This window comes from Lachnoclostridium sp. MSJ-17, from assembly GCF_018918205.1.
In the GTDB taxonomy this organism is placed as follows: Bacteria; Bacillota; Clostridia; order Oscillospirales; family Acutalibacteraceae; genus Ruminococcoides.
In genome coordinates, this window is record NZ_JAHLQB010000096.1 from 1 (window position 1) to 17106 (window position 17106).

Annotated in this window: 15 protein-coding genes and 1 rRNA gene; 4 read left to right on the plus strand and 12 right to left on the minus strand. The window is 52.7% G+C overall.

What is annotated here, in order from left to right; translation table 11 throughout:
* Together KQI64_RS08205 and KQI64_RS08210 are read left to right on the plus strand one after the other, a co-directional pair.
* Window positions 1-118 (plus strand): 23S ribosomal RNA (locus KQI64_RS08205); the annotation flags it as partial.
* A gap of 194 nt (window positions 119-312) precedes the next feature.
* On the plus strand, window positions 313-1809 hold the full coding sequence (locus KQI64_RS08210) for a serpin family protein (RefSeq protein ID WP_216524206.1): 1497 nt from the start codon (window positions 313-315) through the stop codon (window positions 1807-1809).
* A 66-nt stretch (window positions 1810-1875) separates the two neighbouring features.
* On the opposite strand, the gene KQI64_RS08215 is transcribed toward KQI64_RS08210, so the two are convergent.
* From KQI64_RS08215 to KQI64_RS08225, 3 genes are all read right to left on the minus strand, one after another.
* A complete protein-coding gene (locus tag KQI64_RS08215) occupies window positions 1876-2745 on the minus strand; it encodes a carbohydrate ABC transporter permease (protein ID WP_253289236.1) in 870 nt (289 codons plus the stop codon).
* Window positions 2746-2750: 5 nt separating this feature from the next.
* Window positions 2751-3617, minus strand: coding sequence for a carbohydrate ABC transporter permease (locus tag KQI64_RS08220; RefSeq protein WP_216524208.1), 867 nt, complete (start codon window positions 3615-3617; stop codon window positions 2751-2753).
* A 112-nt stretch (window positions 3618-3729) separates the two neighbouring features.
* On the minus strand, window positions 3730-5064 hold the full coding sequence (locus tag KQI64_RS08225; protein ID WP_216524220.1) for an ABC transporter substrate-binding protein: 1335 nt from the start codon (window positions 5062-5064) through the stop codon (window positions 3730-3732).
* Between the two features lie 344 nt (window positions 5065-5408).
* Between KQI64_RS08225 and KQI64_RS08230 the strand changes: the two genes are divergently transcribed.
* Both KQI64_RS08230 and KQI64_RS08235 read left to right on the plus strand, forming a co-directional pair.
* On the plus strand, window positions 5409-6230 hold the full coding sequence (locus tag KQI64_RS08230) for a DUF624 domain-containing protein (RefSeq protein WP_216524209.1): 822 nt from the start codon (window positions 5409-5411) through the stop codon (window positions 6228-6230).
* Window positions 6231-6388: 158 nt separating this feature from the next.
* Entirely contained in the window at window positions 6389-7309 is a 921-nt protein-coding gene (locus KQI64_RS08235) for a glycoside hydrolase family 25 protein (RefSeq protein ID WP_216524210.1), read from the plus strand.
* 41 nt (window positions 7310-7350) lie between these two features.
* Here the strand turns inward: KQI64_RS08235 and hydF are convergent, their stop codons facing one another.
* The 9 genes from hydF to aspS form a co-directional block, all read right to left on the minus strand.
* Window positions 7351-8541: a [FeFe] hydrogenase H-cluster maturation GTPase HydF gene (gene hydF, locus KQI64_RS08240; protein WP_216524211.1), complete on the minus strand. Its 1191-nt coding sequence runs from the start codon at window positions 8539-8541 to the stop codon at window positions 7351-7353.
* A gap of 16 nt (window positions 8542-8557) precedes the next feature.
* Entirely contained in the window at window positions 8558-9985 is a 1428-nt protein-coding gene (hydG, locus tag KQI64_RS08245) for a [FeFe] hydrogenase H-cluster radical SAM maturase HydG (RefSeq protein WP_216524212.1), read from the minus strand.
* A gap of 2 nt (window positions 9986-9987) precedes the next feature.
* Window positions 9988-11049: a [FeFe] hydrogenase H-cluster radical SAM maturase HydE gene (hydE, locus tag KQI64_RS08250; protein WP_216524213.1), complete on the minus strand. Its 1062-nt coding sequence runs from the start codon at window positions 11047-11049 to the stop codon at window positions 9988-9990.
* A 6-nt stretch (window positions 11050-11055) separates the two neighbouring features.
* The gene (locus tag KQI64_RS08255; RefSeq protein ID WP_216524214.1) at window positions 11056-11307 is read right to left on the minus strand and encodes a TM1266 family iron-only hydrogenase system putative regulator; all 252 of its coding nucleotides are present in this window, start codon (window positions 11305-11307) and stop codon (window positions 11056-11058) included.
* A gap of 188 nt (window positions 11308-11495) precedes the next feature.
* Window positions 11496-12338, minus strand: coding sequence for a TPM domain-containing protein (locus KQI64_RS08260; protein WP_216524215.1), 843 nt, complete (start codon window positions 12336-12338; stop codon window positions 11496-11498).
* Window positions 12335-13522 (minus strand): TFIIB-type zinc ribbon-containing protein, encoded by a 1188-nt coding sequence (locus tag KQI64_RS08265; RefSeq protein ID WP_216524216.1) that lies wholly within the window; start codon window positions 13520-13522, stop codon window positions 12335-12337. Before KQI64_RS08265 ends, KQI64_RS08260 begins: the two co-directional genes overlap by 4 nt.
* Before the next feature lie 63 nt (window positions 13523-13585).
* Window positions 13586-14824, minus strand: coding sequence for an SPFH domain-containing protein (locus tag KQI64_RS08270; RefSeq protein ID WP_216524217.1), 1239 nt, complete (start codon window positions 14822-14824; stop codon window positions 13586-13588).
* 176 nt (window positions 14825-15000) lie between these two features.
* Entirely contained in the window at window positions 15001-15783 is a 783-nt protein-coding gene (locus tag KQI64_RS08275) for a zinc ribbon domain-containing protein (RefSeq protein ID WP_216524218.1), read from the minus strand.
* A gap of 90 nt (window positions 15784-15873) precedes the next feature.
* The coding region (gene aspS / locus KQI64_RS08280) for an aspartate--tRNA ligase (protein ID WP_216524219.1) at window positions 15874-17106 on the minus strand (1233 nt) is incomplete at its 5' end.

A 17106-nucleotide genomic window follows, 5' to 3' on the forward strand; every position in this document is an offset into this window, starting at 1 on the left:
GATATCCCATCGTGTAAACGAGTAAGACCCCTTGAAGACTACGAGGTTGATAGGCTGCGTGTGTAAGTGCCGTGAGGCATTCAGCTTGGCAGTACTAATAGGTCGAGGGCTTGACCATATGAACACTGAACTTTGGTCAGTCAGTATTTACTTCTTCAATTTATCTCTCCTTTATTCAGTTTTCAGGGCACTTGCCCTTTTACATACAAAGCACCATCAGTCGATGGTGCTTTGTTATTTTAAAATCTGTTGAAAAGGATAATTTCTTGTGATATAATAAATTTATACACAAATTATCAGGAGAGTGATTTTATGAAGAAGGCAGTTGCCGTCTGTCTTTGTGCGGCGATGTTAGTCGGCTCCGTGTCGTTTTTTACTGCCGGAGCAAAGACTGTTTTCTCAGGCGACGCCGACCTTAACGGCAAGGTCAATGTCGTAGACGCGACCTGTATTCAGATGAATGTCGCGGGACTGACCGAATTTTCCGACGCTCAGAATAAGGTTGCAGATATCGATAAAAACGGAAAAATCGAGATCACCGACGCTACCGAGGTCCAAAGAATCTCAGCTGAGCAGGCTGTAAGCAACGAGACCTTCGAGATTCCGGATGTGACTGAGCCTGTTTATACCGACGACGAAATCGAGGAAAAAGGCAGCGCCGCGATGAATGATTTCTCTGTCAATCTGCTCAAGGGCAGCGTAAAGGACGGTGCTAACACGCTTGTTTCTCCGTTGTCCGTAATGTACGCCCTCGGAATGACCGAAAACGGCGCGGACGGCAATACACTCAAGGAGATCGAGAATGCGCTCGGTATGCCGCGTTCGCTGACGAAAGCCTACCTGAAAAATTATCCGAATTATCTTGTCAATGAAAGGGACAGATCTACAAAATTCAATGTCGCAAATTCTGTTTGGTATAATACCTCGGAGAATTCCGCGGCGGTGATTGAAAAATATATCGCCGGAGTAAAGAATGACTACAACGCCGAAGTTTTTCCGACGATATTCAATGAACTCGCACTCACAAATATCAATAACTGGGTCAGCGAAAAGACCGACGAGATGATCCCGTCGATTCTCAGCGACATAGACCCCGGCGCGATGATGTACCTGATAAACGCGATCACCTTTGACGCGAAGTGGAACATACCATACGTCAGCGATTACTACAATCCCAGAACCGGCATATCATATCCAGGCGATGTTCGCAAGGGCACGTTCACCAACTCGGACGGCACTGAGTCCACCGTTGATTTTATGGAATCTACGGAGGATTTCTACCTGAAGGACGAAAACGCTCGAGGTTTTGTGAAGTACTATGACGACGGCAATTACGCATTTGCCGCGATTCTTCCCGACGAGGGAGTTAAGCTGAACGATTACGTCAATTCACTTACAGGTGAGAGGTTGACAAACGTTCTCAACAATATGTCTGTTCCCGAGAGTGGAGTTGATACAAAGCTGCCTAAGTTCGAGGTTGAGTACAACGACGAGCTGTCCGATAATCTGCAGGCGCTCGGCATGAAGGAAGCGTTCACAGGCAACGCCGATTTTAAGAGTATGCTCGCCGACAAGAACGCCGCGAGTCCGTATGTCAGCGAGGTTCTTCACAAGACGGTCATCTCTGTCAACGAAGAAGGTACCAGAGCCGCCGCTGTTACCGCGACGATAACTATCGGTTCTGTTTCGACCGATGAGGTAAGGCGGGTTTACCTCGACAGACCCTTCCTCTATATGATTATCAACACAAAGACCAACACGCCGCTGTTTATCGGCACGGTCGAGAATCTGCCGGACAAAATAAACTGACATAAACAAACAGGAGAGCTTTGAATGCTCTCCTGTTAATAATTTTAAATGTATTTGTGCAGCTCCTTAGCCCTTTACCGCGCCGGAAACAACACCCTCGATGATGTATTTCTGGCATGCGAAGTAGAAGATTACGATAGGCAGAATGCTCAGTACGACGAGCGCCATGATAGCGCCGTTATCGGTCTGACCGTAGCTGCCGTTGAGGAACTGCATGTGAATCGGGATAGTGCGGTAGAGCTTGCCGTCCAGAATGAGGTACGGAAGCAGGTAGTCGTTCCAGATCCACATAGTTTCGAGGATCGCTACCGAAATGAAGGTGGGCTTCATGATCGGGAGGACAACGCTGAAGAAGGTTCTCAGAGGACCAGCACCGTCAACGTCAGCCGCTTCCTCGATTTCTATCGGGATTGACTTTACAAATCCCGAGAACATGAAGATAGCAAGACCCGCGCCGAAGCCGAGATAAATCAGCAGGATACCCCACGGAGTAACGAGCTTGAGTGAGTTTGCGGTGTCGGAAAGGGTGAACATTACCATCTGGAAGGGTACGACCATCGAGAAAATGCAGAAGAAATAGATGATCTTGCATATGATCGTGTTGGAACGCTGGATGTACCACGCCGCCATTGAGGTGCAGAACAGGATCAGGATAACGCCGCCGACGGTGATCATCAAGCTCCACAGAGCCGCTTCCCAGAAGGGATAGTTACCGAAGGTCATGCCCTTGATGTAGTTCTGCAGTCCGTAGAAGGTGTCGGCGTTCGGCAGCGCGAACAGGTTTGTCGCGATGTCGGCGTTTGCCTTGAACGAGTTGTAAAGCACGATGAGTACGGGCATTACGTAAATCACGGATACTACCGCGAAAAGTACGGTCAGGAATTTCATGCCCGCGGTCTGCTTCTTTTTGTACTTGGGTTCAACCGCTTTAACCATTGCCATTACGCCTGCACCTCTTTTCTTCTGGTGAGGTAGAGCTGTACGAGCGAGATGACTACAACGATCAGGAAGAAGATAACGCCTTCAGCCTGACCTGTACCCTTTGCGGCCTTTCCTTCGCCGTAGAAGGTCTTGTAAATATTGAGAGCCATCATTCGTGTCGTCCATACTCCGTCAACAAGCGGAGCACCGCCTGTGAGAGCGAGGTTCTGGTCGAACAGCTTGAAGGAGTTGGTGAGCGTGAGGAAGCTGCAGATCGTGATAGAGGGCATCATCATGGGCAGCGTTACGTTTGTGAGCAGCTGACCCTTGTTAGCGCCGTCGATCTTCGCGGCTTCGTACAGATCTGCGGGCACGCTCTGGAAGCCCGCGATGTAAATGATCATCATATATCCTGCCTGCTGCCAGCACATCAGAATCACCAAGCCCCAGAAGCCCAGAGTTTCGTTTGTAACGAGAGAGGGCATGTCGAGGTTACGGAGCAGTCCGTCGAAAATCTGGTGCCAGATGTAGCCGAGGATAATACCGCCGATGAGGTTCGGCATAAAGAATACGGTTCTGAAAACATTCGAGCCGCGGATTTTGAGAGTCAGCGCGTAAGCTACGAAGAACGCGATAACGTTTATCAGTATTACGCTGACGACAACGAAGCCGAGTGTGAACCAGAAGGAACGGAGAAAGCTCTCGTCCTGAAATGCCCTGATATAATTGTCAAAGCCTACAAACTTCGCTTTTGATACAATCTGGAATTGGAAAAACGAGAGATAGATGCCCCTGAAAAACGGATATATGAATCCGATCACAAAGGCAGCGAAAGTAGGAAGGACAAAGATTAAGGCGTATAGTTTTCTTTTGGGTTTTTTAAACATACTCTTTGCCTTTCTAATCACTTAAAACGTGAATTAAAAGAGGAGGCTGAGAAATCTCAGCCTCCTTGATTTTAGATAAATTCAGAAAGCTAAAACCTTTGGATAAGCGAAATTATTCAGCGGCAGCCTTTGCCTTCTCGGTCTTCCAGCCGTCTACGAATGCGGTCTTAACAGCATCCCAATCGCCTGTGCCTGCAGCATACTGAGTAAGAGCAGCGCCTACGCCGTTTTTCCAATCCTCGGAAGGCATTGTGGTGAAGTTCCAGGAAACGGGCTTCTTGCCTGCGTCGGTGTATTCCTTGTCAGCCTTAACGAATACGTTCTTGGACTCCTGAGCAGCCTTGAAGGGGATTACAAAGCCCATGTTATCAGCCATAGCCTTTGTGCCGGTCTCGGAGGTTACGCACCAGTTGATGAACGCCTCGGTAGCAGCCTGGTTAGCTTCGCTTGCCTCAGAGTTTACGCACCAATAGTTCTCTGTACCTGTGCAGAGACCCTGGTTAGCCTCGTCGCCTACGCCGATGTAGATCGGGAGCATGCCGAGATCTTCGTCCTTCATGCCGCCTTCGGTAACAGCGCCGTACTCCCAGCTACCATTCTGGAAGAATACCGCGTCGCCGTTGATGAACTCAGCCTCAGACTCTGCGCCTGTCTTGGAAGCGAGCTCTGTGGGCTTGCAGGTGGAGTTGTTGATGTAGAGATCCCAGATGTTCTTGTAGTTCTCGAGGTATGTGCCCTTGATAGCGTCGGTATCGGTGATGCCGTCAGCCTGATACTCGAAGTAGATGGGGAGGTTTGCGAGGTGGGTCTTGAATCTCCAGTCGGAGGAGCTGTCCATACCAGCGGAGGTGAAGGCAGCCTTTACGCCGAGAGCCTCAGCGTTCTTCTGGATTTCCTCAGCAACGGTCTTGAGCTTGTCAAAGCTGTTGAGATCGTCGATCTTCTTAACGGTAGCGAAATCAGACTCGAAATACTTGTTGAGGAGAGTCTTGTTGTAGATAAGTCCGTAGGACTCGATTACGTAAGCGATACCGTAAACCTTGCCGTCCTTCTCAAGAGCGTAGTCCTTGGAGGTGAGCTGGCCGTAGATGTCGGTGCCGGAAAGATCCTTGCAGAAGTCTTCCCACTTAGCAAGACCAACGGGACCGTTGACCTGGAAGAGAGTAGGAGCCTCGTCGCCCTTAGCCATTTCGGAGGTAAGGGTCTGCTCGTAGGTACCTTCAGCAGCTGTAACAACGGTTACCTCTGTGCCGGTCTCCTCGGTGTACTTCTTGGCGAGATCCTGCCATGCCTGATCCTGCTCGGGCTTGAAGTTCAGATAGTAAACCTTTCCGCCTGTAGCGTCAGCCTTGGACTCGGTCTTTGAGGACTCAGCCTTAGAGTCAGTCTTGGAGTCGGTTGTTGAGGAAGAGTTGCCGCCGCAGCCTGCGAGAGCGGTTCCCGCCATAAGGGCAGCGAGAGTGACAGCTGCCGCTCTCTTGATTGTTTCCTTTTTCACGTTAATCACCTTTTCTAAAATTATTTACCCGATAGCGTCGGGTATTGCGCAGGGGCAGACAAGCCCCTCTTGCTTATAATATATCACCAAAACGCTAAAAAAGCAAGGGATATTTTATTAATTTTGTTTTCAAAATTGAAGTAATTTGAAACTTTTCTGACAATCTTTTACCAAATCTGTTTGTTTTAGCTTTTTTTCTTAATAAATAATTTTTTGCGAAATATTGAAAAATAAGGTCGCTTTGTGTTATGATAATACAAGCGGAATTTTTAGCAAACAAAGGATTTGAAAAAATGAAAAAGAGAGTTAAACCGGTTACGGTATTTTTTAAAAAGCTTCCTCAGCTGCTTCTCGCGGGCGTGATTTTTTCTGCGGCTCTCGGCGCGTGCATGGGACTGTCGATACTGTTCAGCCTGCTGACGGGCTTCAACAACGTCCTCGTCTGGGGTCTGGGAGTTATTCCCGGCACGATATTCTACTCGGGTCTTGTCGTCGTCATAAGAAAGTACGCGATCGAGAACGACTACGTCCCGGTCGTGCGGACGTTTTTCGCGGCAGTGAGGGAAAACTGGAAGGTCTTTATCCTCCACGGCGTCATCAGCTATCTGATCTGCGCCTGTGCGATGTTCGCGTTTATGTACTACTACATTCAGGCTCAGACCGACGTGACCTTCGCCTATATCCTCGGATTCTACGGCTTCTTTACGGCGGCGCTGCTTATCATGATGTTCTACGCGCCGCTTATGAGCGTCACCTATGAGCTGCGCTGGCGCGATATTTACAAGAACTCCCTGCTGCTTATCCTCGGCAAGATACTGCGCAACCTTATCGCGCTGGTGATGATCGTTGCGGCGGTGGCGATAGCGGTGCTCGGCTTCGTATATGCCGAGGGCGTGTGGAAAATAGTGCTGGGCGTGCTTATCGCGGCGGTTTACCCGATGATTATCACCTACATCGAGGTTTCTATGGTTTCAAAGGGCTTGATTGAAAGCGTGGGAGACTTTGTCGATCCCGTAAAGGAGGAGGTCATTGCCGCTCCGCTTGTCACCGAGAATACCGAGGACGATTATATCTTCGTCAACGGCAGAATGATAAAGAACCCGAATAAACAATAAAAACGAAGCGCCGGATTTCCGGCGTTTTTATTTTTTAAATTGCATATTTTTATGCAATTATTTTCGTTTTTGTTCCCTTAGTGAGGGACAGGTCTTTTGTCCCCGCATATTATGTTAACGGAGAGCGCTCTCCGAGAAAAACAAAAAGGGAGGAAATTATGAATCTGACAGGAAAAAAGGGCGTGGATATATCCTCGCTCAACGGAAACGTAAGCATCGAAAAAATCAAGGACGCAGGCTACGACTTCGTGATGATACGCTGCGGCTATGGTTCAGACCTCGCTGTCCAGGACGATAGTCAGTTCGAGAACAACGTGCGCAAGTGCGAGGCTGCGGGCGTGCCGTGGGGAGCATATCTCTACTCCTACGCGGTCAATACCGACGACGCGAAAAGCGAGGCAAGGCACGTTATCCGTCTGCTGAAAAACAAGAAGCCCACTCTGCCTATAGCCTTCGACATGGAGGACGCGGACGGCTACAAGGCGAGAAACGGCAATCCCGGCAGCGCGGAGCTCGTCGCTATCTGCAAGACATTTCTCAGCGAGATAAAGAAGGCGGGCTATTATCCGATGCTCTATTCGGCGCTGAGCTGGCTCAACGGAAAGCTCAACGATCCGAGCCTGCTCGACAATTACGACATCTGGGTCGCCCAGTGGAACTCGACCTGCGACTACCGCGGCAGCTACGGAATGTGGCAGTACGGCGGCGAGGTCAACTACCTCGAGTCGAACTCTATCCCGGGCGTCGGCACCGTCGACAAGGACAAATGCTACAAGGACTACCCGTCGATAATCAGGCAGGGCGGCTGGAACAACTGGCAGCCGTCGGAGCCTGTGCTCGATTCGAAGGGCTTTGAGAAGGGCGACAGAACCTACGGCGTCATGGCGCTCAAGGAAATGCTGCTCACAGCGAAGAAGCAGGGAATCATTACTCAGGGCGTGGACGAGAACAATGTTTTCGGCGACGGTACCGAGCTTGCGGTAAATCAGGTGCTCAAAAAAGGCGGATATGCCCGGAACGGCATAGCGGGCTACGGATTTATGAAGTACCTCGGCGGCATGATGAGAAAGAAAATCTAACACAAAAAAGTCCGCACGTTTTTTCGTGCGGACTTCGATTTTTAAACTAATCTCTGCAAATCGGGGAAAACGCTCAGCGTGCGCTTGAGTATGCCGTTGAGGTAGGCGATGGCGGTGCCGTAGTTTGTGAACGGAACGCCGCTGTCCTCGGCGGATTTGCGGCGGTAGGTCATCTCGCGCTCGTTGAGCATACAGCCTCCGCAGTGGATAATCAGCTTATACGGCGTGAGGTCGTCGGGATAACCCTTGCCCGAGGTGGTTTCAATCTTGATATCCTTTCCGGTGTGTGCTCTTAGCCATCGAGGAAGCTTGACCGTGCCGATGTCGTCGCACTGGCGGTGGTGAGTACAGCCCTCCGATATCAGCACAGTGTCGCCGTCTTTCAGATTCTCGATCGCCGCCGCGCCTTTGACGGCGGTCTCGAGAAAGCCCTTGTACCTCGCCATGAGTATTGAGAACGAGGTCAGCGGAATATCGTCGGGCACGATGTCCTTGACCTTGGCGAACGCCTGACTGTCGGTGATAACGAGAGCGGGCTTTTTGCCGAGAGCGGAGAGTGTTCCGGCAAGCTCCGAGTCCCGCGCCATTACCGCCGCCGCTCCCGAGTCGAGCAGGTCGCGGATAGTCTGCTGTTGAGGCAGAATCAGTCTGCCCTTGGGAGCCGCCTTGTCAATAGGGACGACGAGGACGGCAAGTTCTCCCGCTCCGACTAAATCGGCGCAGAGCCTGCGGTCATTCTGAGCGACGGTCAGCCTAGCCATGCGCTCCTTGAGCTCATTGATGTTGGTTCTCTCTGTCGCGCTGACGGCGAGACCGTCGGCGTATTCCTTGATTCCCGTCTCGTCGCACTTGTTGTAGGCGACGATGTAAGGGATATCCTTTTGCCTGAAAATGCCGATAAGCTCCTCGTCAGCGGTGGTCTTGCCGACGTTGCCGTCGACAACGAGGACGGCGATATCGGTGCGGTTGAGCACCTGTTTGGTGCGTTTTACTCTCTGCTCGCCGAGGCTGCCCTCGTCGTCAAAGCCGGGTGTGTCGATGATCATGACGGGGCCGAGAGGAAGCAGCTCCATAGCCTTTTGTACGGGGTCGGTGGTGGTGCCTTTAACGTCGGAAACAACAGAGATCTGCTGGTTAGTGACGGCGTTTACGACGCTCGATTTGCCGGCGTTTCGCCGCCCGAAAAAACCGATGTGTACCCTCTCTCCGGAGGGCGTGCTGTTTAGGCTCATATGCTTCTCCTGTATATCAGAAACGGAAGTCGCGCTTGTTGTTGTTCTTGATGTCCTCGATGTGCTCAGCGGCGATTTTTCTGACCTTCTCCTTCGGAATGTTGAGAAGCTCTCTTTCGATCACCTTCTCGCCGATTTCGCGCGTCTTGGGGCTCGCGTAGTCGACAAGGTATTCCTCGAGCGTCATCAGGGCGTTGGGGTGACAGCAGTTCTGAATCTGTCCGCTCTTGCACAGCGACATGAAGCGGTCGCCTGTTCTGCCCTCGCGGTAGCAGGCGGTGCAGAAGGACGGAATGTAGCCGAGCTCCATCAGCCAGCAGACTACCTCGTCGAGGGTGCGCTGGTCGGAAACGTCGAACTGAGCGGAATTTTCCTCCTCGGGTTCGGGCTCAACATAGCCGCCGACGCTCGTCTTTGAGCCGCCGCTTATCTGTGAAATGCCGAGGCGGAGAGCTTTCTCGCGGACGCTCTTGTTCTCGCGGGTCGAGATAATCATGCCGGTGTACGGAACCGCGATGCGGATGATAGCGATGATCTTGCAGAAGGTCTCGTCGTCGATTCCGCCGTCAAACTCGTCGGGATCGATGTCGTCGGCGGGCTTTACGCGCGGGACGCTTATAGTGTGAGGTCCTACGCCGTGAACAGCTTCGAGGTGCTCTGCATGCATGAGGATACCCGCAAGCTCGTAGCGGTAAAGCTCAAGACCGAACAGAACGCCTAATCCCACGTCGTCGATTCCGCCTTCCATAGCTCTGTCCATAGCCTCGGTGTGGTAGTTGTAGTTGTGCTTGGGACCTGTGGGATGAAGCTCCTCGTAGCTCTTTTTGTTGTAGGTCTCCTGAAAGAGAATGTAGGTGCCGATGCCTGCGTCGTGGAGCTTCTTGTAGTTCTCGACGGTGGTCGCGGCGATGTTTACGTTAACGCGGCGGATAGCGCCGTTCTTGTGCTTGATTGAGTAGATAGTGTCGATGCACTCGAGAATGTACTCGATAGGATTGTTGACAGGGTCCTCGCCGGCTTCGATCGCGAGACGCTTGTGTCCCATATCCTGAAGCGCGATGACCTCAGCCTTTACCTCCTCCTGAGTGAGCTTCTTGCGGCAGATGTGCTTGTTCTTGAGATGGTAGGGACAGTATACGCACCCGTTTACACAGTAGTTCGAGAGGTACAGCGGCGCGAACATAACGATTCTCTCGCCGTAGAAGTCCTTCTTGATCTGCTCGGCGAGGGAGTAGATCTCCCTGAGCTTTTCGGGATCCTCGCAGGCGAGAAGTACGCTCGCTTCTCTGTGGTCGATACCCTTGCGAAGCTTGGCTTTTTCGATGATGGAGTCGATAAGCTCCATGTTGTCCTTGTTTTCATCGGCGTAACGGAGGGTGTCGAGGATTTCGGCGTCGTTGATGAATTCCTCCGCGTTGAGTGATTTGGGATTGTACTGAGTCATTTTTATTTCTCCTTATTATTAAGTTGACGGTAATCGCCTCTTGAATTTACGATTTCATAGCCTATCGAGCGCATTCTGTTTTTCAGGCAGACAAGGCACTCTGCGGCTTCCTCGCCGGTGCAGATTTTGTTGTCGTAGAGCGAATAGTCCTTTCTGTGCTCCGAGGGCGAGAGGTTCGGCATTACGACGTTCGCGCCGTGCAGAATTCCCAGCTCTCTGCCGCGAAAATCGATGGTGCCGAGGGCTGTGGTCGCGGGCAGAAGGATATCGGGATTCATCAGCCTGATTATCGAGAGCAGGGTAAGCGTCAGCTCAAGGCTGCCGTGTTCAAAATCGCGGTAGTCGGTGTCCTTGTGGGGAACGAAGGGGCCTATTCCGCACATCTGCGGCTTCAATTTCTTGATGAACAGCAGGTCGTCGGCGAGGTTTTCCGTCGTTTGGAACGGAGAGCCTACCATGAAGCCCGCGCCGGTCTGGTAGCCGATTTCCTTTAGCTTATACAGGGTGTTTACGCGGTTGTCAAACGACATTCCGTCTGGGTGAAGCCTTTCGTAATGGGCTTTGCAGGCGGTCTCGTGTCTGAGCAGATATCTGTCCGCGCCTGCGTTGTACAGCCTTTGCAGACTGTCAAAGCTCCTCTCGCCGAGCGAAAGGGTGATCGCGCAGTCGGGGTATCTTTGTTTTATCTCACCGATCAGCTCACAGAGCATGTCGTCCGTAAAGTGACTGTCCTCGCCGCCCTGCAGAACGAAGGTGCGGAAGCCGAGAGCGTAGCCCTTGTCGCAGCAGGAGAGGATATCCTCTGCACTCAGGCGGTAACGCACGGCGTTCTTGTTTGAGCGGCGGATTCCGCAGTAGAAGCAGTCGTTTTTGCAGAAGCTCGAGATCTCGATCAGTCCGCGAATGAAAATCTTGTTGCCGAAGCGCTCCTGAGCGACCTCCTGCGCGTTTTTGCGCAGCGTCTCGCGCTCGTCGTCCGTGATGTTGTCAAGCAGATAAATCAGCTCGTCCTTATCGGCGTTTTGTGTGGTTTTGAGTTTGTTGATTATTTCGTTACAGTTCATATAGCTTCACTTCTTTGAGCAGGCGGTCTTGACGGTCGCGCCGTCTAGTCTGCCGAGCTTGCCCGACACTCTGTTGATAACGTCGGGTTCCGCGTCGATAACGACGCTGATAATGCTGATGTTTTTTTCGCGGTACGGTATGCCCATTCTGCCGATGATATAGTCGGAGTAGTCGTGCAGGATACCGTTGATTTCGGCGACGCACTCAGGGTTCTCAACGACGATGCTGATTACGGCGACGCGCGTGTTTTCGGGCATATGATCCCTCCTTTTGATATAATAAAAACGGCGGTGAAAGACACCGCCGTTAGATAGCATAAAGCGCCGGGAATACCCGGTGATTATCCAATGCTGCGGAGTCAGTAAAACTTCCTCTTCAGGATTGTATTTGTAGTTTGCGGCGAACGTTCCGTCAAAGCGATGGCGGAGGTAGAGCCGTTTTTTAATTAGAACGAGCCGGAGCTGCCGTGCGACGACGAACCGCCTGAGCCGCCCGATGAGGACGAGCCGGAGCTGATAACGGTCGAGGTCGTGTTTTTGTACAGGAACTCGTCGCGGGTGTCAAGGAGCTTCATGCTGCTGTTCTCCTTGAGGTTGTAGGTGCCGGACTTTCCGTTGAACTTGTATCTGCCGACGTTTACGCCCGCGAAGATGCCGCCTGCCGCGAGAGCGATAAGACCCATCAGCCAGCCCCATTTGGTGAGGACATAGAGGAATTTGTTTTCCTTCCTGAGCTTCTGGTCGGCGGTCTCGGTGCCTTCGACGTGGTTGTCGTAGGAGCCGTTTGAAGGTATGCCCGCGTCATAGAACTCCTGAGTCTTGTCGGCGAAGGTGTAGCATGCGTTGAGCATATCTCCGCTCTGCAGATAGGGCTTGAGAGCGGACTTCATCTCGTTCATGCGCTGATCCGAGAAATAGGACTCGGTCTCGCCGTGAGTGAGGATAATGCGGTTGCCCGAGGCGTTGTCGATGACGAACATTACGCAGTTGGACTCAAAATAATTGCGGTTGTTGTCGTACAGCCTGTTGTAGTGGCTGTCCATATTGGACGAGCTCACGTTGTCGTTTGTGGTGACGACGGCGATCTGCCAGCTCGTGTGACTGCCGACGGATTCGAGCTTCTCGGTCAGACCGTTGAAGGACGATGAATCAAAGAGACCTGCGTCGTCGGAAATCAGGTAGTAGCTGCTGAAGTCGGTTGCCGCGAACGCTGTCGCGACCGACGAGATCAGGAGCAGCAAAACGAGAGCCGCCGCTGATATTTTTACCGAAATTCTTGTCTTTATCATAGGAAGAACATACCTCCCAACACGGCGATGATAAATACAATCAGCGCGACGATCGCGCCCCAAAGGGCGAGCTTGCCGCCGGCGACGGGCAGCTTGCCGTAGGTTTTGCCCGTTTGTCCGTTGATTGCGAAGGGCATGATCTGACCCTTGAATTTGTATGTGATTATCCATACGGGGAGGAGTGTGTATCGCCAGCGCTGGTCGAAGGTGCGGTCGGAGTAATTCTCGAGCGAAACGCCCTGATAGCCCGACATAGTGTCCTCGAGGAGCTGCTTTGCGTAGGTGTCCATGCGCTCTGCGATGGTGTCCATGATCTCCTGCTTGCCGATTTCGCGCTTTTCAGCCTTGAAGCCCGAGAGGTAGCTCATCGAGAAGGGTACTGCCTTTGACACGTCAAAGGGGTGTACGCACTGCAGCATCTCGTGGCGCTGCTGCATGTGGTAGTTGTCGAGATACTTCATCGCTTCCTGAGCATTTGCCTGACGCGTGGACTGAGGATTCTGTGTGGGTGCACCCTGCTTGTCGCGCAGAGCCTCCTCAAACACGTTGCGGATCTCGATGTCGCCCGTGCGGAACAGACGGTAGGTGCTTGTTTCGGTGTAGCGGCGGTTGCCGGAGGTCCAGTGACGAACCTTTTTGCCCTTCGCGACCGCGCTGGACTGCATCTTCTCGTCGACGTACCAATATGGGAAGTACACGCCCTGCATTTTCTCAAACTGCTTTTTGTTGGCAAATCCCGCGGGCAGGAATTTTTTCTTGCCGCACATCTTCATGAACGCGTCGACCGCCATATCCTTTGTCAGAGCAAAGGGGATAACGCTGTCGGGCTTGAACTCGCCCGAAAGACGCGAGCCGAGTACGACGGGGTTTCCGCAGTAATAGCACTCGGTTGCCGCGGTGCTCTCGGCGGTCATGATCTCAGCGCCGCAGGACGGACAGGAGTAGGACACCATGAAGTCCTCATTGAACTCCTCGCCGGTTTTCTGAGCCTTGGTGCGCTGCTCCTCCGATTGTCTGACCTCCTGCTCGTTTAAGCTCTCGGTCTTTTCGGACTGCGCGTAAAGCGACTGTATGTGCTGAACAGTGAACTCCGAGCCGCAGTATTCGCAGGAGAAGTTCTGTTTTTCGGGGTTAAAGCTAAGCGGAGCGCCGCAGCTCGGGCATTTATATTCCATTGTAGCCATAGTTGTTTCTCCGTTTATGCAAACGGGCGGCGTTTTGATTGAGCCGCCCGTTTGGTTATCTTGTTACTGCTGCTTGCTGCCGCACTCGGGGCAGAATTTAGCGTTGGGGTTCAGCTCTGCGCCGCAGTTGGTGCAGAAGCGCTTTTTGGGAGCCTCGGGCTTGGGCTTGCCGCATTCCATGCAGAACTTGCCGTTGTTTACAGCGCCGCATTCGCATGTCCAGCCGCCCTGCTGAGGAGCCTGAGGAGGCTGCTGCTGAGTCTGCTGCATAGGCTGTTGCTGCTGCGCGTACTGGGGATTCTGCATATAGCCGCCCATTACGCCCGCGCCCATGTTCTGAGCCATGTTCATGCCCATGAAGCCTACAGCCGCGCCGCCTGCGTTTTTGCCTGCGGAGCTGATGCCTTCGCCGACAGACTTCGCCATGAACGCCTGCTGGTTTGCCGCGTCCTTGAGGTAGCTGACCTGAGAAGCCATCTTGCTGCGCTCGGTAACGATCTTCTGGCTTGCGTCGTCGTATGAGGGATTCTGCATGGCGACTCTGACGATCTCAAGACCGCGAAGCTCTGTCCAGTCGGCGTCGAGAACGTTCTGCATGTACTTGGCCATCTCCATGCTCTTGGAGGTGATGTGGCTGATGCGGTTGCCGTCTGCGGAATACTGGTTGAATGCCGCGCTGAGAGCCGCTACGAACTCGTCGTAGAATTGCTGCATGTTCTGGCGGTTGAAGGTGTAGCTGGTATTGTTGGTGATGACCTCCTTCGGGATGACCTCCATGTAGAACTTGAAGGGATCGGTGATCTTGACCGAGAAGGTACCGTGCAGGCGCATGAAAAGCTCAGCCTCATAGAACTCGTCATAATACTGGACGGGGTTCTGTGTGCCGAACTGTAAATCTCTGATTTCCTGGAGGTTGATGAAGAATACGCGCTGTGAGGTCGAGGAAATGCCGGCGTACTTGATACGGCTGAAGCTCTCCTTGATGTTTTCCTTGAGCTGACCGTTGAACATTGAGGGCAGAGAGCTGTTCTCTACCTTGAAGTAGCCCGGTGTAGCGGAATAGTCGACGATTTTGCCACCGTCGACGAGGATCATCATCTGGTTGTCGAGAACATGAATAATCGAGCCGTTGGAAACGAGGTTCTCGCCGCCTTTTTTGTTCTGGCTTCTGCCTCTCTGGTCAACAGCCTGACCGGGGACAATAACGTCGTTTTTGCCCATCGGAGAGGATTCGATGACTTCAAGCCAGGTGTCGGCAAGCGCACCTGTTACCGCGTTGATCGCAGCTCTGATAATACCCATAGTAAAAACTCCTTTTTATAACAGATTAGAGAAAAATATTCTCCGATTATTTATAGTTTAATATATATTGCTTTAAATTGCAAGAGGAAAATTAGTTGGCAGTAGGTAGTTAGCAGTTAGTGGTTGCTGAGAATATTCGCCAACTACCAACTACTAACTACCTGCTACCTAACTGCTTAATACGGTGCGCTGGTGGTCTTGTTTTCCTGAATGTACTCAAAGCTCCAGGAGCGGACGTTGATCTCGCGGATACCGGTGCCGCAGTAGTCGCAGTATTTCTGACCGAGGTTCGTGATAGGCGCGCCGCAGTTCGGGCAGTTTACGCCCATCGCGGTCGTCATTGAGGAAACGCTCATCTTGTCGGGATCCTGCGCGTAAACGAGAGCCACGTCGTAGAGCTTCTGAACCTTCTTGTCCTCTCTGCCTATGATTACCTTGCCGTTCGAGTCGGTGACGTAGTCGTACATTCCGACCGCGGCGTTGAATACTATCGTCACGGTGGGGCTTTTCTTTATATAACGGGCGATTTCGAGCTGGTGGAGAGTGACCTCGCCGTGCTCGTGAGTGTAGTCCTTCGCTTCGAGCTCATGGATAAGACCGATCACCGTGTTGTGCATAGACTGAGAGCAGTCCGGCGACAGAAGCCCCTCATCCTTGGCGGTGATTGCGGCAAAATAGCTCTTGAGCACGCCTTCGACCCTGCCCTTGAACACCTCGTAGTCAAAATCGGGGAAGTCCTTCTGGATCAGCGGCAGGTAGATGTCAGTCATTCCGTGAACCGAACGGGCGGATTCGGTAGAATTTTCGATATCCTTCATCGCCTTGGCGAAATCCTTGGTTCCGAAGGCTTCCTTCGAGAACCTCTGCAGGCGGTATTTTATGTACAGAAAAATCACAAGTATCGTGATTGCGAGCGCCGCGATGATCGCGAGCGGCACTATTACGCTTGCCCAGCCCATGCCGTCACTTCCTTTTCAGATAGGTTGTAGGGGCGTGCATTGCACGCCCGAAATCAATGCGTTGTCGGCGCGGGCGACCAATGGTCGCCCCTACATTGCGCCTTTCTTGATCTCGATTCCCAGTACGTCGAGGCTTTCCTTATCTACCGGCGCGGGACATGCCGACATCAGCTCGCTCGCGTTCTGAACCTTCGGGAAGGCTGTGACGTCGCGCAGGCTGTCGGCTCCGCAGAGGAGCATTGTTACGCGGTCAAGACCGATTCCCATTCCGCCGTGGGGCGGCGCGCCGTACTTGTATGCCTCAACAAGGAAGCCGAACTTCGCCTCTATCTCCTCGTCGGTGAGCTTGAGGGCGCGGAACATTCTCTGCTGCAGCTCGGGGTCGGTGATACGCATCGAGCCGCTCGAAAGCTCCACGCCGTTGAGCGTGAGGTCGTAAGCCTTGGCGATGACCTTTGAGGGGTCGGTGTCGAGGTACTGAATGCAGTCCTCCTTGGGCATGGTGAACGGGTGGTGCATTGCTACCCACTCGCCGCTCTCCTCGTCCTTCTCAAAGAACGGGAAGTCGACGATCCAGACGAACTTGAACTCGTCGGGGATAATATCAAGTCTTTTGGCGATTTTGAGTCTGAGCGCGCCGAGAGTTGAGAGAACGGTGCTGTTCTTGTCGGCGACGATCAGGATAACGTCGCCTTTTTCAGCGCCGAGACGCTCGTAAATTGCGCTGAGCTCGTCGTCGGTCATGAATTTTTTGAACGAGGCGTTCGGCTCGTCTACCCATCTGACGTAGGCAAGACCCTTTGCGCCGATTCCGCGGACATACTCTGTGAGCTTGTCAATCTCTTTGCGGGTGTAGGTTGACGCGGCGTTCTTGGCGACGATAGCGCGGACAGAGCCGCCGTTTTCGATCGCGCCGGTAAACACGCCGAAGCCGCAGTCCTTGACGAGGTCGGAGATATCCTGAATCTTCATGCCGAAGCGGACGTCGGGCTTGTCGGAACCGTAGTTTTCCATAGCGTCATTGTAGGTCATGCGCGTGAACGGAGTCTCCAGCTCCTGACCAAGAACCTCCTTGAACAGGCGCTTGAACAGACCCTCGTTTATCTCGAGAATGTCCTCAACATCGACGAAGGAGAGCTCCATGTCGATCTGGGTGAACTCAGGCTGACGGTCGGCTCGCAGATCCTCGTCGCGGAAGCAGCGGGCGAGCTGGATATAGCGGTCAAAGCCCGAAACCATCAGCAGCTGCTTGTAAATCTGCGGCGACTGGGGCAGAGCGTAAAATTTGCCGTTGTGGATACGCGAGGGAACTAGGTAGTCGCG